This is a genomic window from Rhodobacteraceae bacterium M385 (assembly GCA_025141835.1).
GTDB lineage: Bacteria > Pseudomonadota > Alphaproteobacteria > Rhodobacterales > Rhodobacteraceae > Gymnodinialimonas.
Genome location: CP081102.1, coordinates 714,817 through 737,738, shown reverse-complemented (window position 1 = coordinate 737,738; position 22,922 = coordinate 714,817). Strand labels below are relative to the sequence as shown.

The following is a 22,922-nucleotide window of genomic DNA, read 5'->3' as shown; positions in this document are numbered from 1 at the left end:
GTTCTGCGGCAATCTAACAGCGTCGCCAGAAGATGGCGAACACATTGAAGATCGGGCGTGTCAGGGGCCTGAACCGACCTCCGCCATCGCCATTTCAGCCAGAACCGGCACGGCCTTTCCGTACAGATGCGCCGTCTGGGTGTTAGAGGCATTTCCGTCCAATGACCGCCGATAAACCCCCTGCAAAATGGCAGCTAACCGAAAGAAGCTGAAGGCGATGTAGAAACGCCAGTTCTCAATGCCGGACAGGCCCCGTCGGGCGCAATATTGCGAAACATACTCGGCCTCAGTCGGAATACCTGCCGCCGTGCGGTCCACGCCGCCCAACCCCTTGAACGCCCCCTCGTTGGGCAGCCGCCATTGCATACATTGATAGGCCAAATCGGCGAAGGGGTGCCCGATGGTCGAAAGCTCCCAATCCAACACCGCCGCGACGCTGTGACTTTGGGGGTCGAAAATCATGTTATCCATCCGAAAGTCCCCGTGCACCAGACCCCAGCGCCCGTCATCCTTCGGCAAGTTCCCCTCTAACCAACAAATAAGCTGATCCATTTCCGCGATCTTGTCCGTTTCCGAGGCGCGATACTGGCGCGTCCACGTCGCAAGCTGGCGTTGAAAATAATCCCCCCTGCGCCCGAAATCCGCCAACCCCGCCGCCTCTGGCTCCACGTCGTGCAAATCCGCAAGCACTCGGTTCATCGCGGCGTAGATGGCCCCTCGATCATCCGGCACCATGCCCGGCAAGGCCGGGTCCCAGTAGATCTGCCCTGCCACATGGCTCATCACCACAAACATGCGCCCCAAGGGGCCATCGGCGTCGCTTTGCGCCAAGATACGTGGCACGGGCACCGGGGTTTCGTGCAACCCGGCAATGATCCGCGCTTCTCGGTCCACGCGGTGCGCCCCGGGCAGAAGCTGCCCCGGCGGTTGCGCCCGTAGAACGAAGGTGCCGCCGCTGGCGTCGATCCGGTAGGTGGGGTTTGATTGCCCGTCCCCAAACTTTTCGAAACCCAGACACTGCCCAAGACCCGGCACATGGGTCTCTAACCACGGGCCAAGGGCCGCGATATCGGTGGGCGTTGGGGTCATCCCGCTTGCCGTTGCCGCTGCAATAGTCGGGCAAGGCTGGCTTGATGGACCTCGTCGGGGCCATCCACAATCCGCGCGGTGCGGGCATAGGCGAAGGCTTCGGCAAGGAACGTATCTTGGCTGACCCCCATCGCACCATGGGCTTGGATGGCTCGGTCGATCACCGTCTGCGCCATCTGCGGCACAGCGATCTTGGCCATGGCGATCAGGTCTCGGGCGGCTTTGTTGCCTTCGCGGTCCATCTTGTCGGCGGCGGCCATGGTCAGCAGGCGGGCTTGCTCGATCTCGCAGGCTGAAAGAGCGATATGCTGCTGGATCACGCCCTGCTCGGACAGGGGTTTGCCGAAGGCCACGCGGCTTGCGGTCCGGTCAATCAGCAACTCCAACGCGCGCTGAGCGCACCCGATCAAGCGCATGCAATGGTGGATGCGCCCCGGCCCAAGGCGGCCTTGGGCAATCTCAAAACCGCGCCCCTCGCCCAGAAGCATGTTGCTGGCGGGCACGCGAACATTGTCAAAGATAATCTCGGCATGGCCGTGGGGCGCGTCATCGGTGCCGAAGACTTTCATTGCCCTCACCACTTTCACCCCTTGCGTGTTCTTGGGCACCAAGATCATGCTTTGCTGCTTGTGGCGTTCGGCCTCGAAATCGCTTTTGCCCATCACGATGAAGATTTCGCACCGCGGATCAGGCGCGCCGGTGGACCACCATTTGCGCCCGTTAATCACGTAGTCATCACCATCGCGCAGGATCGAGGTTTGAACATTCGTAGCGTCGGAAGAGGCTACGTCAGGCTCGGTCATACAGAACGCAGATCGGATTTCACCCGCCAAAAGTGGGGCCAACCAGGCGTCCTTCTGGGCTTGCGTCGCGTATTGAATGAACACTTCCATATTGCCCGTGTCCGGCGCGTTGCAGTTGAACACCTCTGGCCCAATGATGGAGCGCCCCATGACTTCCGCCAAAGGCGCATAATCAAGGTTGTTGAACCCGGCACCGTATTCCAGATGCGGGCACCACAGGTTCCACAGCCCTTCCGCGCGGGCTTTGGCCTTTAGGTCTTCCATCACCGGCGGAATCACCCATCGGTTGTCGGATGCCTCCACAAATTCGTGGTATTCACGTTCTGCCGGGATCACATGGCGCTCCATGAAATCCAGCACCCGCGCTTTGAGTTCAGCCGTCTTGGCGTTGAGTTCGAAATCCATGCAAGCCCCCCTTTGGATGCCGTAAAGACACCCCTTTTCCCTACTCAAGAACGAACCCGCCCCAGATACCAGCGCGAAATTCGCGACTTACGCGCGGCTATGGGTGCGACGGTCGAAAACGCGGCGTCCAAACAGCGATGCCGCAAGATCCACCATCAAGTTAGCGGTGCGACCCCGATCATCAAGAAACGGGTTCAGCTCTACCAGATCAAGGGATGTCACAAGGCCACTGTCGTGCAACATCTCCATCACCAGATGCGCCTCTCGGAAAGTTGCGCCGCCGGGCACGGTCGTCCCCACCGCAGGCGCGATAGAGGGATCAAGGAAATCCACATCAAGGGACACATGAAGCACGCCCCCCGCTGCCTCCACCTTGGCAAGGAAATCCTTCAACGGGGCGGCAATGCCACTTTCGTCAATCTGGCGCATGTCGATGGCGGTCATGCCGCTTTCGGTGATGAACGCACGTTCCGGCGCATCGACGGACCGCAGCCCGATGAAACAGACGTTCTCCGGTGGCACAGGAGCCTTCAGGGGCGGGAAGCCCGCAAAGCCGTCTTGGCCCGTGACATAGGCAATCGGCGTGCCGTGCAGATTGCCCGAGGCGGTGGTTTGCGGCGTGTTGATATCGGGGTGCGCGTCCAGCCACAGCACGAACAAGGGACGGTCTTGCTTGGCGGCATGGGCCGCAACACCCGCCACGGTGCCCAGCGATAGCGCGTGATCGCCGCCCATGAAGATCGGGAAACCATCGGCCATCGCAGCCTCTGCCGCGTCGGCCAAAAGGCGCGTCCATTCGATGGTTTCGGCAAAAGCGTGAACCTCGCCCTTGGGGGCATCGTCGACCCAGACCGGGCCGGGAAGGTTCCCCCGATCCTCGGCCCTCCAGCCCAGCTCAGCCAGCGTTTCTGCCAAGCCTGCCGTGCGGTAGGCATCCGGCCCCATGACACAGCCCCGGCGTCGTTTGCCGCAATCCATGCCCGCCCCGATTAGGATGCAAGTCTGCTCGCTCATTGCGTTATACCCTTCTCTTTCACTCTCACCCTTGGGTGAAAACCTCTCCGTCGACCATAACGGCCTGCACCCCCAGCGCGTCGTCCATGCACGTGAGTGAGGCGCGAAACCCCGCCTCCACCCGGCCCAACTCCCCCTGCAACCGAAGCGAGGCTGCCGGAATACCGCTGGCCATGTGCAACGCTTGCGCCAAAGTGACACCGCCCTGGGCCGCCATGTTGCGCACGCAGGTCACCATATCCACATGGGCCCCCGCCAACCGCCCGGTCCCGTCAGTCAAACGGTCGCCCTGCAAGGTGATCTCCTTGCCCAACAGATCGAACCCCTGTGCCTTGCCTGCCAACGTCAGCATCGCGTCGGTCACAAGAAACAAGCGCCCCGGCATTTCGCGGGCCGCAAGGGCGATGTTGCGCCAGTCCACGTGATGGCCGTCGGCGATGATCCCGGCGAATAGCGTGCCCGAGAACATGACAGCCCCCGCAACCCCCGGCTCCCGCCCGGTTAGCTGGCTCATGGCGTTAAACAGATGCGTCGCCCCTTGCAGGCCCTCGGCCTCGGCCGCCTCGATCTGGTCGGCGGTGGCGGCGGAATGGCCCACGAAGACAAGCACCCCCGCCTTCGCCAACCGTGCGATCACGCCCGCGTCTTGGCACTCGGGCGCGATGGTCAGCAGCACGGGGCCGCGCTTCGCGGCGTCTTCCACCGCCCTGATGTCTTCTTCCACCATCGGACGAATGGCCGTCGCGGGATGAATGCCGGGGCGTTCCGGCGACAGGAACGGACCTTCCAGATGGAGCCCCAAAACCCCCGGCACCTTGGCCGCCAAGGCGTCGCCCACCGCTGCAATCGCTTGGCGGTAATCTTGGCCGGGAGCGGTAATGAACGTCGGTAGAATATGCGCTGTGCCTCCGACCCTTGCGCCTTCGGCGATCTTTGCGGTGGCCTCAGGTGTCGGATCAAAGTTGAACTGCACGTCCGCCGCGCCGTTGATCTGAAGATCCAGAAAACCGGGCGCCACGATATCATAGGCGGGCGCATCACCCGGCACGTCAGCCCCGCGCACCGCTGTCACGCGGCCGCCTTCAACCTCGATCATCTGGTTGCTTAGCGGCTCTGCCCCGCCGCCCGCAAACAGACGCCGCGCGAAGATCCGGTCAGGAGTATTCACTCTCTTGCCCTCCGGGGTGAACGTGGTGGTAATACTCGATCAACTTCAACTTGCTGGCGGCGGCCTCGTCCAGAATAACCGTGGTTTGCGGGTGCATTTGCAGGGCCGAGGCCGGACACATGGCGCTCACCGCCCCCTCGATCATCGCCGCGGCGGCGTCCGCCTTGGCCTCACCCAATGCCAACAACAGACAGGTTCGCGCCTCCAGAATCGAGGCGATGCCCATCGTGATCGCATATTTCGGCACCGCTTCGTCACTGTCGAAATAGGGGCGGTTAGCACGCAACGTGCTGTCGGTCAGCGTCTTGATCCTTGTGCGCGACCCAAGGCTCGACGTGGGCTCATTGAAGCCGATATGGCCGTTCTGCCCGATCCCCAGAAGCTGCAAATCAATGCCGCCCGCCTTGGCAATCCGCGCCTCATAGGCCAGTGCTTCTGCCTTGGGGTCAGCGGCATCGCCGCGCGGAAGATGCGCGTGATCCTTGCGCATGTCGGTCAGGTCAAACAACGCCTCGGCCATGTAATGGTGATACGATCCCGGATGATCAGGGGCGAGGCCCACGTATTCATCCAGATTGAACGAGGTCACCCCCGCCATCGAGAAATCTCCCCCCCGGTGCCGCCGCGCCAGTTCCGCGTAAAGCGGCACCATCGTGCCCCCTGTTGCAAGGCCCAGAACCGCATCCGGCTTGGCGGCAACTTCCGCCGCGACGATATCCGCCGCCCGCGCAATCGCGGCCTCTTTGGTCGGAACGATCAAAATCTTCATGGCCGACACCCCCGTGCCATCGCCCCTGAACCATTCGCGAATTTAGTCATGTTCATTCCAGTAGCGCCCCCTTCTGCGCCGACCAAGGGTGCCGCCTCGCGCCGTGCCTGCGCGTCCCGGTTCCCTGTCGGGGGCACCGTAACCGCCTCAGCGCCACTGGCAATGGGGCAGGCCCGCTATAACGCGGTGCGCATCTGGTAGCCGGGCGCGAACAACAACCGGACCTTGGTGACCGACGAGGTGCCGTCCCACGTCACCCGGTCCATGGCAAAAACCGCCTCCCCCGCCGCGCAGAGCAGCGCTTCGGCTACGTCATCGGGGGCCGCCACCGCGGAAAAGGCGATGTCGCCGTGGGTGTAAGGCACATGATGCAACAGCCATTCGTTGGCGCTGATCTCCCTGAAATCCTCATCCAACGCCTTGGGGGCGACCTCGGTGTTGATCCAGCGGTCTTCCATGGCATAGGGCGTTCCGCTGGCCAGATGCAGGGCGCGCACATGCAACAATTGCTGCGTCGCAGACGTGCCCATGGCGGCGCTGGCGCTGATCGGGGGCACTTGCAGCGCCCGGTAGGCCAGTTGATAGCCGTAGACCTCCCCGCGATCCTCAATCTCGTGGCGCAACACCGGGATCGTCAGGGTGGCCCTTGCCGCAGGCTGCGCTGCCACCCGTGTGCCCGCCTTGCGCTTGCGATCCAGAATGCCGCTTTCCGCCAGCGCCCTCAGCGCCCGGTTCACGGTGGACCTTGCGCAGCCGAACTCTTCGGCCAGATCGGCCTCGTTCGGGATCAACTCCCCCGGCGCCCATTCACGCGCATGAATACGGCGCAACGCCTCGTCCTGCACGCTTTGCCAGTTTCGGAACGAAGGGGTGTTCATAAAGCGTCTTTCAAGGCGTCAATCGTCTGTTTGTAAGCGGCCACAATCTCTGCGCGGCGGCGGTGTTGCCCGCCTGTTACCATGTGACGGCCCGCAGACCAAACATCGCGCACCAGCCTGTCATCGCCCGCGAAAATCCAGGCGTCCAGCGCAGTGTCGCCCCTGCGCCCCCACAGATGCTCGGACCCGGTGTCGAGCGTCAGCATATCAGCCCAAGCGCCCACCTCCAGCTTGCCCGCGTTGCGTTGCGTCGCCTGTGCGCCGCCCTCTAGCACCGCATCAAACAACCGCCGTCCGGTGGACTTATCGGCACTGGCAAACGCCGCCCGAGTGCCATCGCGCAGACGTTGCGAATAATCCAGCGTCCGCAATTCCTCGGCCAGGGCGATGCGGATGTTACTATCCGACCCCACGGCCATCGCCCCGCCCGCGTTGGCCCATCTGATGCCGTCGAAAGTGCCGTCCCCAAGGCTGCTTTCGGTAATCGGGCAGAGACCGGCCACGGCCTGTGATCGTGCCAAGGCAAGCGTTTCCGCCGCTGTCATCTGCGTGCAGTGGATCAGACACCACCGGGCGTCAATCTCCATATTCTGCAAGGCCCACTGCACCGGACGCGCCCCCCTTGCGGCCTGAACCTCGGCCACTTCCGCCCGCTGCTCGGCCAGATGCATGTGGATCGGCCCCTGCGGGAACAACTGCGCGACTTGCGCCAAATCTTCCCGGCTCACGGCCCTCAGGGAATGGGGCGCGGCCCCAAGGGTTGCATCCGCCGCCCGCAACGCACACCCCGCGTTTTCTAGCAACGCCGAGTATCGCTCCAGATCATTGCCAAAGCGGATCTGCCCCGGCCCCAAGTCGCGCCCGTCACAGCCGCCGAATTGGTAAAGGACAGGCAGCAGGCACAGCCCAATTCCGGTCTGCTCGGACGCGGCAATCACCCGGTGTGCGGTCTCGGCCAGCGTGTCATAGGGCACGCCGCCGGGCTGGTGGTGTAGATAGTGGAACTCTGCGTTGCAGGCATATCCCGCCTCCAACATCTCCATCTGCACGAAGGCGGTAATCGCCTCGATATGATCCGGTGTCAGGCGGTCAAGGAAGCGGAACATCAGCTGCCGCCACGTCCAGAAACTGTCACTGGGATTCGGACCGCGTTTCTCTGTTAGCCCGGCCATGGCGCGCTGGAAGGCGTGACTGTGGACGTTAACCGGGGCGGGCAGCAACATCGGCACCCGCTGCCCCGCTGCGGGCACGCCTGTTTCGACGGCACTGATGCGGCCCGCGTCGTCCACATCTACCCGCACATCTGACGCCCAGCCCGAGGGCAGTAGCGCCGTTTCAGCCCAAATCACCTGCATGGCACGCTCCGCTTGACAGATTATTATGTATGCACATAAAAACATTAAGCACGTATATTTGCAAGTGAGTCGCCCCAATGCTCCTGACGAACGCCCATGTCGTGACCCTTCAAGCGGATGCCGATTACGGCCTGATCGCCGACGGCGCGGTTGCCTTGGATGGCGACCGGATTGCATGGGTTGGTCCCGCCGCCAACGTGCCCGCCGCCTACCTCAACGGGCCGCAGACGGACCTTGGCGGGCGGCTTGTGACCCCCGCGCTGATCGACTGCCATACCCATGTCGTCTTCGGCGGCAACCGCGCGGCAGAGTTCGAACTTCGCCTCAATGGCGCCAGCTACGAGGCCGTTGCCCGCGCAGGCGGCGGCATCATCTCGACCGTCAAAGCCACCCGCGACGCCACCGAGGATGCCCTGCTGGCCGACGCCCTGCCCCGTGTCGATGCGATGCTGGCCGAAGGCGTCTCCTTGATCGAGGTGAAATCCGGCTACGGGCTGACCCAGGATGATGAGCTGAAGTTGCTCCGCGTGGCCCGTCGCATCGCCCAAGTGCGCCCGATCGAGGTCCGCACCAGCTTCCTTGGGGCCCACGCCGTGCCGCCTGAATATGCGGGTAACCCCGATGCCTATATCGACGAAGTCTGCCTTCCCGCCCTACGGGCCGCCCATGCCGAAGGGCTTGTGGATGCCGTGGACGGGTTCTGTGAGGGCATCGCCTTTAACACCGCCCAGATCGCGCGAGTCTTCGATCTAGCCGCGGAACTGGGCCTTCCCGTGAAGCTCCATGCCGAACAGCTTTCCCACATCGGCGGCACGAAATTAGCCTCGGATTACAGAGCCCTAAGCGCTGACCATCTGGAATACGCCACCGATGCCGACGCGGCAGCCCTTGCCAAATCAGGCACTGTCGCCGTGGTCCTGCCCGGCGCGTTCTACACCCTACGCGAAACCCAAGCCCCGCCCATTGCGTCCTTCCGCAAGCACGGCGTGCCGATGGCACTGGCGAGTGATTGCAACCCCGGTTCCTCTCCTCTCACCTCTCCTTTGCTGGCGATGAACATGGCCTGCACCCTGTTCCGCATGACCCCGCTCGAGGCGCTCTTGGGCATGACCGCCCACGCCGCCCGCGCCCTTGGCGAAGGTGACCGCGGCCGCATCGTCCCCGGTGCTCCGGCTGATCTGGCGGTCTGGGACGTAAACCACCCGGCGGAGCTGGCCTATCGCATCGGCTTCAACCCCCTCCATTCCCGCATCTTCAAAGGCGCATTATGACCCTGACCCTTACCCCCGGCGCGGCGACGCTGGAGCAGTTGCACGCCATCTGGGCCGACGGCCACCCGGTCGTTCTGGAGGCGTCCTCTCATGCCGGGATCAAGGCCGCTCAGGCACTTGTCGCCAAGGCTGCAAACGGCGACACAGCCGTTTACGGCGTCAACACAGGCTTCGGCAAACTGGCCAGCGTGAAGATCGCCGCCAAAGACGTGGCGACCCTGCAACGCAACCTGATCCTGTCCCATTGCTGCGGCGTGGGAGAGGCCCTGGACACGCCCACCACCCGCCTGATGATGGCGTTGAAACTGCTTTCTCTGGGGCGCGGCGCGTCGGGCGTGGCGATGACCACCGTTGAGATCTTGCAAGACATGCTGGCCCATGGCGTGACCCCGGTGATCCCCTCTCAAGGGTCCGTCGGGGCCTCGGGCGACCTTGCGCCGCTGGCCCATATGGCCGCCGCGATGATCGGCGCGGGCGAGGCGGTTTTCGACGGCACCCGGATGCCCGCCGCCGAGGCATTGGCCAAAGCGGGCCTACAGCCCATCGTGCTTGGCCCCAAGGAAGGTCTCGCGCTGATTAACGGCACCCAATTCTCCACCGCTTGTGCGCTCGTGGGCCTTTGGGGCGCTTGGCGCAACGCGGCGACTTGCGTGCTGACCTGTGCGCTGTCCACCGATGCGATCATGGGCTCTACCGCGCCCTTGCAGGACGCGATCCACACCCTCCGCGGCCACCGGGGCCAGATCGCTGTCGCCCGTGCGCAACGCGCGTTGATGGAGGGCTCTGTCATTCGCGAAAGCCACCGCGAAGGCGATACCCGCGTGCAAGACCCTTACTGCATCCGCTGCCAGCCGCAGGTGACGGGCGCGGCGATGGACCTGCTGCATTTCGCGGGCCGTACGCTTGAGGTAGAGGCCAATGCCGTCACGGATAACCCCCTTGTTCTTGTAGAAGATGACCTCATCGTGTCGGGCGGCAACTTCCACGCCGAACCCGTCGGTTTCGCCGCCGATCAAATCGCCGTGGCCCTGTCGGAAATTGGCGCGATTGCGCAGCGCCGGGTGGCCCTGATGGTGGACCCAACGCTCAGCTTCGACCTGCCGCCCTTCCTGACACCTGATCCCGGCCTCAACTCGGGCCTGATGATTGCCGAAGTCACCACCGCCGCTTTGATGAGCGAAAACAAACACCTCGCCAACCCGTGCACCACCGACAGCACGCCGACCTCAGCCAACCAAGAGGATCACGTTTCCATGGCCGCCCATGCGGCCCGGCGGCTAGAGCGGATGAACCGCAACCTCAATGTGATCCTGGGGGTCGAGGCGATGTGCGGCGTCCAAGGGATCGAGTTCCGCGCCCCGCTGGAAACCAGCCCTGCCTTGAAAGCCGCCATGTCGGTGCTGCGTGCCGAAGTGCCCGCCATCGCGGAAGACCGCTACATGGCCCCGTCGATCGAGGCCGCAAGCACTCTTGTCGCCAAAGGCACCCTCGCCGCATCGGTCGCCCTGCCCGGCTTCGTGAAAGGCCATGCCCAATGACCCCCGTCACCGTCACCCGAGGCGACGGCCCGCTGGTTCTGGGGCTGCCCCATACAGGGACGTTTGTGCCCGATGATGTCGCCGCCGCGCTGAATGATAACGGTCACAAACTGGCCGACACCGATTGGCATATCGACCGTCTCTACGCTGACCTGCTGCCCGGTGTCACAACCGTGCGGGCCAATTTCCACCGCTATGTGATCGACGCCAATCGCGACCCCTCGGGCGTCAGCCTCTACCCCGGCCAGAACACCACAACGCTGGTCCCTCTGACGGATTTCGACGGCGCGGATATATGGGAAACGCCGCCCTCTGACGCCGATATCAACACCCGGCGCGCCGCCTTCCACGCCCCTTATCATGCTGCCTTGAAAGCAGAATTAGACCGGGTGCGGGCCATCCACGGCGCGGCGATCCTTTATGACTGCCACTCTATCCGCTCCGGCATTCCGTTCCTTTTTGACGGTACTCTGCCGGACCTCAACATCGGCACCAATAGGGGCACCACCTGCGCCCCGCAGGTCGAGGCCGCAACCGTCGCAATCAGCAACGCCGCGCCCTATCCCACCGTGCTGAACGGGCGTTTCAAAGGCGGCTGGACCACGCGCCACTACGGTCAACCGGCTCAAGGCGTTCACGCGATCCAGATGGAACTGGCGCAATCCACCTATCTTTCAGCCGAGGCGCCGCCTTGGGCCTACGACACCGCCAAAGCCGCCGCCCTGCGCCCGCATTTGGCCAACATCCTTTCTGCATTGGCCGACATGGCCCCGAGCCTAGGAGCCCCCTCATGAACAACCCACGCCACAACCTGCGCGACGTGTTCCCCCCCACCGGGTCCGAGATCACGGCCAAGTCCTGGCTGACCGAGGCCCCCATGCGGATGCTAATGAACAACCTGCATCCCGATGTGGCCGAGAACCCCCACGAATTGGTCGTTTACGGCGGAATCGGACGCGCTGCGCGAACGTGGGAAGACTTTGACGCCATCGTCGCAGCCCTGAAAGATCTGGAGGAAACTCAGACACTTCTGGTGCAATCGGGCAAGCCCGTGGGCGTGTTCAACACCCATAGGGATGCGCCGCGTGTGTTGATTGCGAACTCCAACCTCGTGCCCCATTGGGCCAATTGGGACCACTTCAACGAGTTGGATAAAAAGGGCCTCGCCATGTACGGCCAGATGACGGCCGGCTCGTGGATTTACATCGGCACCCAAGGCATCGTTCAAGGCACCTACGAGACATTTATGGAGGCAGGCCGTCAGCACTACGACGGCAACCTGAAGGGCCGTTGGATTTTGACCGGCGGGCTTGGCGGCATGGGCGGCGCGCAACCTTTGGCCGCCGTGATGGCGGGCGCGTGCTGTTTGGCCGTGGAATGTGACGAGACCCGCGCCGACTTCCGCCTGCGCACCCGCTACGTTGACGAAAAAACCCACTCTCTCGATGATGCCTTAGCGATGATCGACCGCTGGACCAAAGCCGGAGAGGCGAAATCCGTCGCCCTCATCGGCAACGCCGCCGATGTCTTCCCCGAGCTGGTGAAGCGTGGTGTGAAGCCCGATATGGTCACCGACCAGACCTCGGCCCACGATCCCGTGCATGGCTACCTGCCCCAAGGCTGGAGCGTCGCCGAATGGCGCGAGAAGCAGGAGAGCGACCCGAAAGCGGTAGAAAAAGCCGCCCGTGCGTCGATGAAAGTGCAAGTCGCCGCCATGGTGGACTTCTGGAACCAAGGCGTGCCAACGCTGGATTACGGCAACAATATCAGACAGGTGGCCCAGGAAGAGGGGCTGGAAAACGCCTTCGCCTTCCCCGGTTTCGTCCCCGCCTATATCCGCCCTCTGTTCTGCCGGGGCGTGGGCCCGTTCCGCTGGTGTGCCCTGTCTGGCGACCCGGAAGATATCTACAAGACCGACGCCAAGGTGAAGGAACTGATCGACGACCCGCACCTGCATAATTGGCTGGATATGGCGCGCGAGCGTATCGCCTTCCAAGGTCTGCCTGCGCGTATCTGTTGGGTCGGCCTTGGCCTGCGCGACAAGCTTGGCCTCGCGTTCAACGAGATGGTCCGTAACGGCGAACTCTCCGCCCCCGTTGTCATCGGCCGCGACCACCTTGATAGCGGCTCTGTCGCCTCTCCCAACCGCGAAACCGAGGCGATGAAAGACGGCTCGGACGCCGTATCGGATTGGCCGCTCCTGAACGCCATGCTCAACGTCGCGGGCGGAGCCACTTGGGTTTCCCTGCACCACGGCGGCGGTGTCGGCATGGGCTTTTCGCAGCATTCAGGCATGGTGATCTGCTGTGACGGGTCCGAGGACGCCGACCGCCGCATTGCCAACGTGCTGTGGAACGATCCCGCCACCGGAGTCATGCGCCACGCCGACGCGGGCTATGACATCGCGCTGGACTGTGCCCGCGAAAACGGGCTGAACTTGCCGGGTATACTTTGACCAGAGCCCAACAAAGGTAGCCCCATGTTTTTAAGGAACGCTTGGTACGTGGCCGCGTGGGATCATGAAGTCACGCACGACTTGCAGCAGATCTTGGTTCTGGGCGAGAAAATCTGCATCTTCCGCTCTCAAAGCGGCGAATTGGTCGCGCTGGAAGACGCCTGCCCCCACCGCAAGCTGCCGCTGTCCAAGGGGCGGATCAAGGGCGACACGGTGGAATGCGGCTACCACGGGCTGACGTTCGATTGCGCGGGCAAATGCGTCTGGTCGCCGGGCGCCGGGCGCATTCCGTCCAACGCCAATGTCCACGCCTATCCCCTGGCCGAAAAATACGGGCTGGTCTGGATCTGGATGGGCAACCCGGCGCTGGCTGACGCCTCGGACATCTTCGAGATCGAGAACTACGATAACCCTGATTGGGGCATCAACCGCGGCGCCGCGATGGAGCTGGACTGCAACTATCTGCTGATGTGCGACAACCTACTGGACCCCACCCATGTGGCGTGGGTTCACCAGTCCAGCTTTGCCGCCCCCGCCACCAAGGACACGCCCCTGCGGATCAAGAAGACCGAGGACGGCGTGATCGTGCATCGCTGGATGATGGATCACGAACCGGCACCCTTCTATAAGAAGGTGGTGGAGTTTGAGGGCAATTGCGACCGCCTCCAACATTACGAGGTGCGCTATCCGTCTCACGCGCTGATCCGCGCGGTATTCACCCCTGCGGGCACAGGCGGGCCGGACGGGCCGCTTCACGAGAACACCTTCATCATGGACAGCTACAACTTCATGACCCCCACGACCGAGGGTCAAACCCGCTACTATTGGTTCCAGCTCCGCAATATCCGCCCCGATGATGCCGCGCTGTCCCAGATGATGAGCGAGGACGTGCAACACGCCTTTGAAGAGGACCGCGCGGTTCTGAATGCGGTACAGATCGGCATGGCCAACAAGACCTCTCCCCATATCGACCTGCCGATCGATGGCGGCCAATTGCGGTTCCGCAGGCAGCTTCAGGCGATGATTAACGAAGAGGCGCAGGTTGACGCGCAGATGGCCGAGTAACCCGCGCGCCTAGCGCTGATAGATTACCGGGAACCAATCCTCGCGCAGGACTTGGCCCGGTGTCATGTCGTGGCCGGGAAACGGTGGAGAGGTCGGGCCCGGGCGTTCCACATAGCGGGCATCGTCCCCCAAAAGGCGCAGCGAAAACGCGCGGCGCCGCGTCTGTGTGGTGTTGCCGCGCGCCCCGTGCAGGGTGCCATAATTGAACGCCACCGCGTCGCCGGGTTCCATTTCCCATTCGCGAATATCCATGCCTTCCGCGTCGGGGTCCGGCACGGGCATATAGTCGTCTTCATTGGGATAAAAGCTCGTCTCGGCCAACCAACGTGTTGGCAACACTTGTTTTTCCCAAGCATGGCTTCCTGCCACGCAGCGCAAGCTGGCCCCCGTCACCGCATCCATTGGCGACCAGAAGCTGACGTTCTGGATGCCTTCGACAAAGTAGTACGGACCGTCCTGGTGCCAGGGCGTAGGCTTGGAGGTGCCCGGCTCTTTCACCAACACATGATCGTGGAACACCTGCACGCGGGAAGATCCCATCAGGTCAGCGGCGACTTCGGCAGCGGGAGAGGTGCGAATGACCTCCTCAAATTCCGCGATGCGGGTCCAATTGCAGTAATCATCGAAAAAGCGCCCGCCTTCGTCCGCCTTCAGGTTCTCGGCCGCATAGGGGCCGGGCTCTGCCATGTTGCGTTCAATGCCCGCGCGGATCGCGTCGACATGATCGGCAAAAAGCCCCTTCACCAGCACCACGCCGTCGCGCTGATAGGCATCAATATGGTCTTGGGTGACAAGGGCGTGCATGGCGGATTCCTTCAATTTCGCGGGGCATCGCGGCAGCCCTGATTACAGGGGAATTGAGAGGGCAGCACAATGGAAAACCTGCCGGGAAAGTTCTACGGACAGCTTTAATCAATCTTTAACCCAACCAGAGGACAAACTTCCCCGATGCATCACTCACGGACGGTTTGCGCCTTTCCTCAGACCACCCTGACGCCCACGCCCTCAAGACGCCGAAAGGCACGGGATTGTGGGAAAACGGGTGCAGGACAGGCGGCCAATTCAGAGCACTCGCATGGGGGGCAACACCCCCTTGGCAACCGGGCCTAACCACCCCGGTTCACCCACCGCTCCGCCCTTCGGCGGCGCCGCCACTCTTGACTAGGCAGATAACCTGAGGTTCCTTTAAATCTCCAAATTTCAATTGGATATTTTATGGATTTCCTGTTTCTGCTCCTCTTTCTCGGGGGCCTATTCGTTTTCTTCAGATGGATCAGGTCACATCGACATGATGATGATCTGATTAACGACGACCCACACTGGCAACCGCCCCCAAAACGCCAGTCCACCCCGAGACCTCCAGCGCCGCAACGGCGGGTCTCAGCCCCGCCGCCCGCGCCCTATTCTGCTGAAACATCACGGCCAGCCCCCCAAGGTCAGTGCGTCTCTGGCAAGGCCTATGTCGTGGATGGCGATACGATTAAAATCAAGAAAAAGCAGATCAGGCTCTTTGGAATCGACGCGCCGGAAATGAACCACCCCTTCGGCAAACGCGCCAAATGGGCGATGTTTGAATTGTGCAAAAATGAAATCGTTACAGCCGAGATCACCGACACCGACGAATATGGCCGTGTTGTCGCCAAATGCACCCTGAGTGACGGGCGGGATTTGTCGGCAGAACTGGTGAAGCAGGGGCTCGCGCTGGATTGGCCGAAATACTCCGGCGGCATTTACCGGGCGATGGAAACACCCGACGCCCGCAAGAAGCTTTGGCTTGCGGACGCGCGTCAAAAGGGGCGGATGCACGTGTGGGAGCAATTCGACGCCCGCGAACGGGCGAAGGCCTCTCGGTAAATCCTGCCGCTAATACCTATGCCGCTGCCTCGGCTGCCGCACGGATGGCGCGGATATTGTCGCCGTAGGGGGCGGGGTTTTCCACCGAGCCGCCACGGAACACGGCGGAACCCGCGACCAAAGCGTCTGCGCCCGCGGCCGCCACGAGGGGGGCGGTGTTTACGTCAACGCCGCCGTCGATTTCGATATGCACTTCGCGGTCGCCGATCATCCGGCGCAGCTCGGCGATTTTGTCGGCCATGTCGATGTAAGATTGCCCGCCGAAACCGGGGTTCACGGTCATCACGCAGATCAGATCGCACAGGTCGAGCACATGGGCGACCGAGCTGGCCGGGGTGCCGGGGTTCAGCGCCACGCCCGCCTTCATCCCCGCGCCGCGAATGGCTTGCAGGGTGCGGTGAATGTGGGGGCCTGCCTCGACATGGGCGGTCAGGATGTCGGCGCCGGCATCGGCGTAGGCGTCGATATAGGCATCCACCGGAGAGATCATCAGATGCACATCCATCACCGTGGTCACATGCTTGCGCAGGGCCTTCACCATCGGCGGGCCGAAGGTGAGGTTGGGAACGAAATGGCCGTCCATCACATCAATATGAATCCAATCCGCGCCCTGAGCCTCCACGGCCTGCACTTCGGCTCCGAAATTGGCGAAATCAGCGGCGAGGATCGACGGGGCGATCTTGATGGAACGATCAAACGACTTGGCAAGTGGCATGGGGCTTCCTCCGGGTTTGGCGCCTGTTACCGCGCTTGCATGCCTCTGTCACGTCCCGAGGGCTGAAACCGGGTGTTTCGATATTTGTAAAAAGGTGAAGCAGGAGGGCGCGTTTCGGTGGAGAGGGCGGCGCGAGAGGCAAGCGGGAATGGGGCGTCGGGGAGCTTTTTGACCGTTTGGTCAACCTTGCCTTTTTGCCCGACCCGTGGGACGGTCAGGAAACACTCGGAATCCCTGGATGCCCATGACCCAAACCACCACGATTGAAGCTGCCACCGCGCAGCGCGACCAGCTGCCTCAGGTGCATCTTCCCCGCAATGAGGGGATGGAACTGGACATGGATTGGGTGGCGCGCGTGCAGGCCAATACCTCGGCCATTGAACGGCGCGCGGCGACGTTGCCGGGGCGGCGGTCGGTCAAGAAGGCCTATCAGGCGGCATGGCTGGCGAAAGCAGTGACGTTGATCGACCTGACGACCCTGTCGGGCGATGACACGGCGGGGCGCGTGCGACGGCTTTGCGCCAAGGCGCGGCAACCGGTGAGGGCTGATATCCTGGACGCCTTGGGATTGCCTGCGATCACGACGGGCGCGGTCTGTGTTTACCATGATATGATTGAGGTCGCGGTAGAGGCGCTGGAGGGCAGCGGCATCCCGGTGGCCGCCGTATCCACGGGCTTTCCGGCGGGTCTGTCGCCGTTTCATCTGCGCGTGGCGGAGATTGAGGAAAGCGTGAAGGCGGGCGCCAAAGAGATCGACATCGTCATATCGCGCCGCCACGTTCTGACCGGGAATTGGCAGGCGCTTTATGACGAGATGCGCGCGTTCCGCGCCGCTTGCGGCGAGGCCCACGTGAAGGCCATCCTTGCCACCGGAGAGTTGGGGACGCTGCGCAATGTCGCCCGCGCGAGCCTGATCTGCATGATGGCGGGCGCGGATTTCATCAAGACATCAACTGGCAAAGAAAGCGTTAATGCGACCCTACCGGTTTCGTTAACCATGATCCGCGCGATCCGCGAATACGAGGCGAGAACCGGATTCAAGGTGGGCTACAAGCCCGCAGGCGGGATCAGCAAGGCGAAGGACTCGTTGGTGTATCTGTCGCTGATGAAAGAGGAATTGGGCGATCGTTGGTTGCAGCCCGACCTGTTCCGCTTTGGCGCCTCCTCGCTTCTGGGGGACATTGAACGGCAGTTGGAGCACCATGCCACAGGCGCTTATTCGGCGGGCTACAGGCACGGGATCGGCTAAGGATGCCCCTAGACCTCAACCTCATCTTGCTGGTTCTTCTCGTCGGTCTTTCGTTCTGGCTGGCGCTGCGCGTGAGCCGCCCCTTGCGCGAGGAAGCGGGCAAGTTGACGCCCGAACAGGCCCGAGACTTCCAGCAAAACTATCGCAACAAAGCCAACCGCACCGATATGCCGGACGAGCTGCGCCCGCTCGCCGCTGCCTCGGATCGCGCAAGGCCCACCATCATCGCCGCTTGTGCCGCCAGTGCGGCCTCCATCACGGCCTACATTTTCCTTGGGGGATAACCCATGACCACCGCCACTATTTTCGAGACCATGGACTACGGCCCCGCCCCCGAGAGCAGCGCCGAGGCGCTTGCTTGGCTAGAGGCGCGAGGCGGCATCGCGGGCCATTTCATCAACGGCACATGGGGCCCGTTGCGCGATGATTTCGCCTCTAACAATCCCGCCACCGGGGAGAAATTGGCGGGCGTGACCAAGGGCACCGCAGACGAGGTCGCGCAAGCCGTCAAAGCCGCTCGCAAGGCGCAGCCCGCTTGGGCCAAGGACGCCGGGAAACGGGCGCGTGTGCTCTATGCCATTGCCCGGTTGATGCAGAAACATTCGCGCCTGTTGGCCACGATGGAGACCCTCGACAACGGCAAGCCGATCCGCGAAAGCCGTGACATCGACGTGCCCTTGGCGACGCGGCATTTCTACTACCACGCGGGCCTTGCCCAACTGCTGCCGACCGAAATGCCCGATCACAGCGCCCTTGGGGTCTGCGGCCAGATCATCCCCTGGAACTTCCCCCTGTTGATGCTGGCCTGGAAGATCGCGCCCGCCCTGGCGGCGGGCAACACGGTGGTGCTGAAACCGGCGGAATATACCTCACTCTCTGCCATGGTATTCGCTGAGATCTGCACCGAGGCCGGCGTGCCTCCCGGCGTGGTTAATATCATCACCGGCGATGGCGAAACCGGCGCGGCCCTGGTGGCTGCCGATGTCGATAAAATTGCCTTCACCGGGTCAACGGAAGTGGGCCGCCGCATCCGAGAGCAGACCGCCGGAAGCGGCAAACACCTGACGTTGGAATTGGGCGGAAAGTCCCCCTACATCGTATTCGACGACGCCGATATCGACAGCGCCATCGAAGGCTTGGTGGATGCGATCTGGTTCAACCAGGGCCAGGTCTGCTGTGCCGGATCACGCCTATTGGTACAGGAAAACATCGCCGACGATTTCCACAAACGCCTGAAGGCGCGCATGGCCAAGCTGCGCATGGGCGACCCGATGGATAAATGCATCGACGTGGGCGCCATCGTGGACCCGGTGCAGCACGACACGATCACCCGTCTGGTCGCGGCCTCTGATGGGGATATCCACCACGCCCCCATCGACATGCCTGAAACGGGCTGCTTCTACCCGCCGACGCTGATTACGGGGCTGCACACGGCCTCCCCGCTGATGCAGGAGGAAATCTTCGGGCCGGTGCTGGTCTCCACCACGTTCCGCACCCCGGCTGAAGCCATCGAGGTCGCCAACAACACCCGCTACGGGCTGGCCGCGACGCTTTGGACCGAGAACGTGAACCTCGCCCTCGATATTGCGCCCAAGCTGGTGGCGGGCGTGGTCTGGGTGAACGCCACGAACCTGTTCGACGCAGCCGCCCCATTCGGCGGCCTGCGCGAAAGCGGCTTTGGGCGCGAGGGCGGATGGGAAGGGCTTGGTGCCTACCTAAAGCCCAACGCGAAAACCACGCCCGCCAAGGCGCTTACCCCGCCCAAAGCCCCCACAACACCCGCCGTCGCAGACCTAGACCGGACCGCGAAAATGTACGTCGGCGGCAAGCAAGCGCGCCCCGATAGCGGCTATAGCCAAGCGCATTATTCGCGCAAAGGCACGCTTCTGGGACACACGGGTCGCGGCAGCCGGAAGGATATCCGCAACGCGGTCGAGGCCGCCCGTGGCGCGGCAAAATGGGGCAAGTCAACCGGCCACCTTCGGGCGCAAATCCTCTACTTTCTCGCCGAAAACCTCTCGGCGCGGTCCGGGGAATTCGCCACCCGCATCGCCGATTCCCTCGGCACGCCCCAAGGCAAAGCCGCAACCGAGGTGGACCAGGCGATCTCTACGCTCTTCACCGCAGCCGCTTGGGCCGACAAATTCGACGGCACCGCCAAAGGCGTACCCCTTCGGGGCGTGGCGCTTGCGATGAAAGAACCGGTCGGCATCATCGGCGCTTTCGCGCCCGACGACGCCCCCCTCCTCGCGTCTACGACGCTCCTCGCAGGTGCTCTGGCGATGGGCAACCGTATCGTGCTGGCCCCGTCTCAGGCCGCGCCTCTGGTCGTCACAGACCTCTACCAGGTGCTCGACACCTCAGACGTGCCCGCAGGCGTGGTGAACATCGTAACCGGCCCCCACGCCGATCTCGCGCCCACCCTCGCCAGCCATATGGAGATCGACAGCCTCTGGTCCTTCTCCCCCCATACCGATCCCGTTGCCCTCCAAGCGGCCTCAGCCAGCAACCTCAAACGCACTTGGATCAATACCTCCGGCAATCCCGACTGGACCTCTCCCAACCTGCGCCCCGTGCTCGAAGCCGCCACGGAAACCAAAACAATCTGGATTCCCTACGGCGAATGATCCCGCAACAAGAAAGGGGGAAGCGCACCGCTCCCCCCTTCATCTTGGCCAATACAACTCAATCCCAAACCCTCGGCCACCGCAACGCCTGTAAATCAGACGCCCTCAAACCCAACTCACCGCCCCGCAATACGGTCCTTCAACTTGGCCCACCGCACCGCTGCCCCATCCCGGGCGGGCACAAGCACGCGGTCCTCAAACCGCTCCCAAATCCGCCAGATCATGAACAACGCCACGGCCAGAAACGCCAAAATCGCGATGTTCAACCACGGGAACAGCTGCACATCGGGGCCTTCCACGGGCCGGATCGAAATCGCGTTTGGATAGCTCGACAGCATGTTTGACCGCCACCCATAGTGCGTGATCGCCACCCAGATCGGCGCATCCCGGGTCGACCGTAAATCCTGGGCTTCGGTCTGCAAATCCTGGCTATCGATCTTGAAGTACGGCGGCCACCCAAACAGACCCGTATCCTCATTGCGGTAATCTATCGGAGAATTATCCGCCCTCACCGCGCTGATAATCCTTACATCCCTCTGAACCGACGTGCCTTCAGCACCGCTATCGGACTGCGCATAAAACCACGCGCTCCAGCCGGAAATCTCGGTCAGCTGCAACTGCGTATCCACGATCCGTACGATATCGCGCTGGGGCAGCGTGTAATGGGCGAACGCCCCCAACAGCGACACAACGATCAGCAGAACTACAATCCGGGCCCAACGCATCTTCATTCTTCCTTCAGTTGCTGAGCCAGACAAAGGCGACCAACCCGATCACTGGCATGACATAGACGCAGACCACCAGCCAGACCCTTATCCGCGACACCTTTGCCGCGATACGCTCATCAATCCATGCCTCCCGGTCTCCGGGGCGGCCCTCATGGACCCAATCTTCCTCCAACCGCATCCTTGCGCCCGAGCGGAGGTAGAAAAACATGCAGATATAGACGACGCTTAGCGCCACCAGCATCACAATGGCCGTGCGTCCCAGTCCTAACATTGCCCACATCTCCTTCGTGCTGCACTTTTCTACATATAGTCGAGGTGAAACCGAATTGGCAGGGCTTGCGGCTACCTCGCGACAGGGCCACTCTGCCCCCATGTCAGACACCGCTCTTCTTGCCGCCGTTGCGGCCCGCCGGGACGCGCTTATCGCGCTGACCCAAGACCTTATCCGCATCCCCACCCTGAACCCTCCGGGGTTGCAGTACCTTGATATCTGCGAATACCTCGGGGATCGCCTGCGCGCCCAAGGCTTTACGGTGGAACTGATCCGCGCCCATGGTGCCGTCGCCGACAGTGACACCTATCCGCGCTGGAACATGGTCGCGACCCTGCGCAAAGGGCCGGGCGATTGTGTCCATTTCAACAGCCACCATGATGTGGTCGCCGTGGGCCATGGCTGGACCAAAGACCCCTTCGGCGGAGAGCTTGAAGACGGCAAAATCTACGGGCGCGGTGCCTGTGACATGAAGGGCGGGCTTGCCGCCTCTGTCATCGCGGCCGAGGCCTTCATCGCCACGCACCCCGAGTTCAACGGCGCGATTGAAATCAGCGCCACAGCGGACGAGGAATCCGGCGGCTACGGCGGCGTCGCCTATCTGGCCGAGCAGGGCTATTTCACGCCCGAGCGTGTGCAGCACGTCATCATCCCCGAGCCGCTCAACAAGGACCGCATCTGTCTGGGCCACCGCGGCGTTTGGTGGGCCGAGATCGAAACCCATGGCCGCATCGCCCATGGCTCTATGCCGTTCCTTGGCGATTGCGCGGTGCGCCACATGGGCGCCGTGTTGGCAGAGATGGAGGCGAGCCTGTTCCCGCTTCTGGCCACCAAGCGCACCGATATGCCCGTGGTCCCCGAAGGGGCAAAGCAATCGACCATGAACATCAACGCGATCCACGGCGGAGAGCCTGTGCAGGACGAAGATTACACCGGCCTGCCCGCCGCCTGTGTGCCGGATCGGTGCAAGATCACCATCGACCGCCGCTATCTGATCGAAGAGAACGAGGGCGAAGTCCGCGCTGAAATCATCGCCGTGCTGGAAAGGGTCAAGGCGTCTCGCCCCGATTTCCATTATGAGCTGAACGAACTCTGGAGCGTGTCCCCCACCATGACCGACCGCGACGCGCCGGTGGTCAAAACGGTCGAGGCTGCAATCTCGAAGGTGTTGGAAACGCAGGCAGAATTTGTTGTCTCGCCCGGCACCTACGACCAGAAGCACATCGACCGGATCGGCACCTTGAAGAACTGCATTGCCTACGGGCCCGGCATCCTTGATCTCGCGCATCAGCCCGATGAATGGGTCGGCGTCCAGGATATGGAAGACAGCGCCAAAGTGATGGCGCTGACCTTGGCCGAGCTGCTGTTGTAGCCCGCCTTAGGCGTATTCAGGAAAGCCCAGGTGGCGCAACGCCTGCGCAGCCATGTTTCGGGTGGCATCGTCACCCGTCTCAAGCAACTTGTTGAGGCTTTTAATCAATGGCGTCAGCTTTTTAGCTGCTGCCTGATCCTGGATGAACGTTGCTATGTCCGCTCTGTCTATCGACAGAATATCCTTCGGGCTTGGCATGGATCGTCCCCTTTCCCCAACAAAGTGACCGTGTCGTTAACGATTGTTAAGGCGATTCTCTTGCCGCGTCTTGGGCTTCGATGACGGCTCAGTGACAA

Annotated in this window: 22 protein-coding genes; 10 read left to right on the top strand and 12 right to left on the bottom strand. The window is 62.6% G+C overall.

The features are described from left to right. Positions 1 to 60: 60 nt before the first annotated feature. The 7 genes from K3728_03760 to K3728_03730 all read right to left on the bottom strand — a co-directional run bounded on the left by K3728_03760 (position 61) and on the right by K3728_03730 (position 7,481). Positions 61 to 1,089 (bottom strand): phosphotransferase, encoded by a 1,029-nt coding sequence (locus tag K3728_03760; protein ID UWQ96367.1) that lies wholly within the window; start codon positions 1,087 to 1,089, stop codon positions 61 to 63. Next, complete coding sequence (locus tag K3728_03755; protein ID UWQ96366.1) at positions 1,086 to 2,297, bottom strand: acyl-CoA dehydrogenase family protein; 1,212 nt, start codon at positions 2,295 to 2,297, stop codon at positions 1,086 to 1,088. The genes K3728_03760 and K3728_03755 overlap by 4 nt, the downstream gene beginning before the upstream one ends. An 87-nt stretch (positions 2,298 to 2,384) precedes the next feature. Next, positions 2,385 to 3,311, bottom strand: coding sequence for an arginase (gene rocF / locus K3728_03750; GenBank protein ID UWQ96365.1), 927 nt, complete (start codon positions 3,309 to 3,311; stop codon positions 2,385 to 2,387). A gap of 25 nt (positions 3,312 to 3,336) precedes the next feature. After that, positions 3,337 to 4,479 (bottom strand): N-acetylglucosamine-6-phosphate deacetylase, encoded by a 1,143-nt coding sequence (nagA, locus tag K3728_03745; protein UWQ96364.1) that lies wholly within the window; start codon positions 4,477 to 4,479, stop codon positions 3,337 to 3,339. After that, positions 4,466 to 5,248 carry a glucosamine-6-phosphate deaminase gene (nagB, locus tag K3728_03740; GenBank protein ID UWQ96363.1) on the bottom strand — a complete coding sequence of 261 codons (783 nt, stop codon included), beginning with the start codon at positions 5,246 to 5,248 and terminating at the stop codon, positions 4,466 to 4,468. Before nagB ends, nagA begins: the two co-directional genes overlap by 14 nt. A 176-nt stretch (positions 5,249 to 5,424) precedes the next feature. Continuing rightward, the gene (locus K3728_03735; GenBank protein UWQ96362.1) at positions 5,425 to 6,126 is read right to left on the bottom strand and encodes a GntR family transcriptional regulator; all 702 of its coding nucleotides are present in this window, start codon (positions 6,124 to 6,126) and stop codon (positions 5,425 to 5,427) included. Beyond that, complete coding sequence (locus K3728_03730) at positions 6,123 to 7,481, bottom strand: formimidoylglutamate deiminase (GenBank protein UWQ96361.1); 1,359 nt, start codon at positions 7,479 to 7,481, stop codon at positions 6,123 to 6,125. The genes K3728_03735 and K3728_03730 overlap by 4 nt, the downstream gene beginning before the upstream one ends. A gap of 77 nt (positions 7,482 to 7,558) precedes the next feature. On the opposite strand from K3728_03730, the gene hutI reads away from it, so the two are divergent. Genes hutI through K3728_03705 form a run of 5 tightly spaced genes read left to right on the top strand, consistent with a single transcriptional unit; the run spans position 7,559 to position 13,810 of the window. Beyond that, positions 7,559 to 8,752 carry an imidazolonepropionase gene (hutI, locus tag K3728_03725; protein UWQ96360.1) on the top strand — a complete coding sequence of 398 codons (1,194 nt, stop codon included), beginning with the start codon at positions 7,559 to 7,561 and terminating at the stop codon, positions 8,750 to 8,752. Continuing rightward, on the top strand, positions 8,749 to 10,290 hold the full coding sequence (gene hutH / locus K3728_03720) for a histidine ammonia-lyase (GenBank protein UWQ96359.1): 1,542 nt from the start codon (positions 8,749 to 8,751) through the stop codon (positions 10,288 to 10,290). The genes hutI and hutH overlap by 4 nt, the downstream gene beginning before the upstream one ends. Next, on the top strand, positions 10,287 to 11,084 hold the full coding sequence (hutG, locus tag K3728_03715) for an N-formylglutamate deformylase (GenBank protein ID UWQ96358.1): 798 nt from the start codon (positions 10,287 to 10,289) through the stop codon (positions 11,082 to 11,084). The genes hutH and hutG overlap by 4 nt, the downstream gene beginning before the upstream one ends. Next, a complete protein-coding gene (locus tag K3728_03710) occupies positions 11,081 to 12,745 on the top strand; it encodes a urocanate hydratase (protein UWQ96357.1) in 1,665 nt (554 codons plus the stop codon). The genes hutG and K3728_03710 overlap by 4 nt, the downstream gene beginning before the upstream one ends. A gap of 24 nt (positions 12,746 to 12,769) precedes the next feature. Next, complete coding sequence (locus K3728_03705; protein ID UWQ96356.1) at positions 12,770 to 13,810, top strand: aromatic ring-hydroxylating dioxygenase subunit alpha; 1,041 nt, start codon at positions 12,770 to 12,772, stop codon at positions 13,808 to 13,810. A 9-nt stretch (positions 13,811 to 13,819) separates the two neighbouring features. Here K3728_03705 and K3728_03700 read toward each other — a convergent pair whose 3' ends face one another. After that, complete coding sequence (locus K3728_03700; protein ID UWQ96355.1) at positions 13,820 to 14,614, bottom strand: phytanoyl-CoA dioxygenase family protein; 795 nt, start codon at positions 14,612 to 14,614, stop codon at positions 13,820 to 13,822. A 411-nt stretch (positions 14,615 to 15,025) separates the two neighbouring features. On the opposite strand from K3728_03700, the gene K3728_03695 reads away from it, so the two are divergent. Then, positions 15,026 to 15,664, top strand: coding sequence for a thermonuclease family protein (locus tag K3728_03695; protein ID UWQ96354.1), 639 nt, complete (start codon positions 15,026 to 15,028; stop codon positions 15,662 to 15,664). A gap of 16 nt (positions 15,665 to 15,680) precedes the next feature. On the opposite strand, the gene rpe is transcribed toward K3728_03695, so the two are convergent. Then, the gene (rpe, locus tag K3728_03690) at positions 15,681 to 16,379 is read right to left on the bottom strand and encodes a ribulose-phosphate 3-epimerase (GenBank protein UWQ96353.1); all 699 of its coding nucleotides are present in this window, start codon (positions 16,377 to 16,379) and stop codon (positions 15,681 to 15,683) included. A 262-nt stretch (positions 16,380 to 16,641) separates the two neighbouring features. On the opposite strand from rpe, the gene deoC reads away from it, so the two are divergent. From deoC to K3728_03675, 3 genes are read left to right on the top strand one after another with little or no spacing between them, the layout of a single operon-like run. Then, positions 16,642 to 17,628: a deoxyribose-phosphate aldolase gene (gene deoC / locus K3728_03685; protein ID UWQ97435.1), complete on the top strand. Its 987-nt coding sequence runs from the start codon at positions 16,642 to 16,644 to the stop codon at positions 17,626 to 17,628. 2 nt (positions 17,629 to 17,630) lie between these two features. Then, on the top strand, positions 17,631 to 17,912 hold the full coding sequence (locus K3728_03680) for a hypothetical protein (GenBank protein ID UWQ96352.1): 282 nt from the start codon (positions 17,631 to 17,633) through the stop codon (positions 17,910 to 17,912). 3 nt (positions 17,913 to 17,915) lie between these two features. Then, on the top strand, positions 17,916 to 20,255 hold the full coding sequence (locus K3728_03675) for an aldehyde dehydrogenase family protein (GenBank protein ID UWQ96351.1): 2,340 nt from the start codon (positions 17,916 to 17,918) through the stop codon (positions 20,253 to 20,255). Positions 20,256 to 20,371: 116 nt separating this feature from the next. On the opposite strand, the gene K3728_03670 is transcribed toward K3728_03675, so the two are convergent. Continuing rightward, positions 20,372 to 20,980 (bottom strand): DUF1523 family protein, encoded by a 609-nt coding sequence (locus tag K3728_03670; protein UWQ96350.1) that lies wholly within the window; start codon positions 20,978 to 20,980, stop codon positions 20,372 to 20,374. Positions 20,981 to 20,993: 13 nt separating this feature from the next. Further along, the gene (locus K3728_03665) at positions 20,994 to 21,254 is read right to left on the bottom strand and encodes a hypothetical protein (GenBank protein ID UWQ96349.1); all 261 of its coding nucleotides are present in this window, start codon (positions 21,252 to 21,254) and stop codon (positions 20,994 to 20,996) included. A 100-nt stretch (positions 21,255 to 21,354) separates the two neighbouring features. On the opposite strand from K3728_03665, the gene K3728_03660 reads away from it, so the two are divergent. After that, complete coding sequence (locus K3728_03660) at positions 21,355 to 22,626, top strand: acetylornithine deacetylase/succinyl-diaminopimelate desuccinylase family protein (GenBank protein ID UWQ96348.1); 1,272 nt, start codon at positions 21,355 to 21,357, stop codon at positions 22,624 to 22,626. Positions 22,627 to 22,632: 6 nt separating this feature from the next. On the opposite strand, the gene K3728_03655 is transcribed toward K3728_03660, so the two are convergent. Continuing rightward, positions 22,633 to 22,824: a hypothetical protein gene (locus K3728_03655; GenBank protein ID UWQ96347.1), complete on the bottom strand. Its 192-nt coding sequence runs from the start codon at positions 22,822 to 22,824 to the stop codon at positions 22,633 to 22,635. Positions 22,825 to 22,922: the final 98 nt, after the last annotated feature.

What these genes read in the sequence shown, in the direction of transcription:
- K3728_03760 (UWQ96367.1), bottom strand. Translation starts at nt 1,089, where the DNA reads ATGACCCCAACGCCCACCGATATCGCGGCCCTTGGCCCGTGGTTAGAG.
- K3728_03755 (UWQ96366.1), bottom strand. Translation starts at nt 2,297, where the DNA reads ATGGATTTCGAACTCAACGCCAAGACGGCTGAACTCAAAGCGCGGGTG.
- rocF (UWQ96365.1), bottom strand. Translation starts at nt 3,311, where the DNA reads ATGAGCGAGCAGACTTGCATCCTAATCGGGGCGGGCATGGATTGCGGC.
- nagB (UWQ96363.1), bottom strand. Translation starts at nt 5,248, where the DNA reads ATGAAGATTTTGATCGTTCCGACCAAAGAGGCCGCGATTGCGCGGGCG.
- K3728_03735 (UWQ96362.1), bottom strand. Translation starts at nt 6,126, where the DNA reads ATGAACACCCCTTCGTTCCGAAACTGGCAAAGCGTGCAGGACGAGGCG.
- K3728_03730 (UWQ96361.1), bottom strand. Translation starts at nt 7,481, where the DNA reads ATGCAGGTGATTTGGGCTGAAACGGCGCTACTGCCCTCGGGCTGGGCG.
- hutI (UWQ96360.1), top strand. Translation starts at nt 7,559, where the DNA reads ATGCTCCTGACGAACGCCCATGTCGTGACCCTTCAAGCGGATGCCGAT.
- hutH (UWQ96359.1), top strand. Translation starts at nt 8,749, where the DNA reads ATGACCCTGACCCTTACCCCCGGCGCGGCGACGCTGGAGCAGTTGCAC.
- hutG (UWQ96358.1), top strand. Translation starts at nt 10,287, where the DNA reads ATGACCCCCGTCACCGTCACCCGAGGCGACGGCCCGCTGGTTCTGGGG.
- K3728_03710 (UWQ96357.1), top strand. Translation starts at nt 11,081, where the DNA reads ATGAACAACCCACGCCACAACCTGCGCGACGTGTTCCCCCCCACCGGG.
- K3728_03705 (UWQ96356.1), top strand. Translation starts at nt 12,770, where the DNA reads ATGTTTTTAAGGAACGCTTGGTACGTGGCCGCGTGGGATCATGAAGTC.
- K3728_03700 (UWQ96355.1), bottom strand. Translation starts at nt 14,614, where the DNA reads ATGCACGCCCTTGTCACCCAAGACCATATTGATGCCTATCAGCGCGAC.
- K3728_03695 (UWQ96354.1), top strand. Translation starts at nt 15,026, where the DNA reads ATGGATTTCCTGTTTCTGCTCCTCTTTCTCGGGGGCCTATTCGTTTTC.
- rpe (UWQ96353.1), bottom strand. Translation starts at nt 16,379, where the DNA reads ATGCCACTTGCCAAGTCGTTTGATCGTTCCATCAAGATCGCCCCGTCG.
- K3728_03680 (UWQ96352.1), top strand. Translation starts at nt 17,631, where the DNA reads ATGCCCCTAGACCTCAACCTCATCTTGCTGGTTCTTCTCGTCGGTCTT.
- K3728_03675 (UWQ96351.1), top strand. Translation starts at nt 17,916, where the DNA reads ATGACCACCGCCACTATTTTCGAGACCATGGACTACGGCCCCGCCCCC.
- K3728_03670 (UWQ96350.1), bottom strand. Translation starts at nt 20,980, where the DNA reads ATGCGTTGGGCCCGGATTGTAGTTCTGCTGATCGTTGTGTCGCTGTTG.
- K3728_03665 (UWQ96349.1), bottom strand. Translation starts at nt 21,254, where the DNA reads ATGTTAGGACTGGGACGCACGGCCATTGTGATGCTGGTGGCGCTAAGC.
- K3728_03660 (UWQ96348.1), top strand. Translation starts at nt 21,355, where the DNA reads ATGTCAGACACCGCTCTTCTTGCCGCCGTTGCGGCCCGCCGGGACGCG.
- K3728_03655 (UWQ96347.1), bottom strand. Translation starts at nt 22,824, where the DNA reads ATGCCAAGCCCGAAGGATATTCTGTCGATAGACAGAGCGGACATAGCA.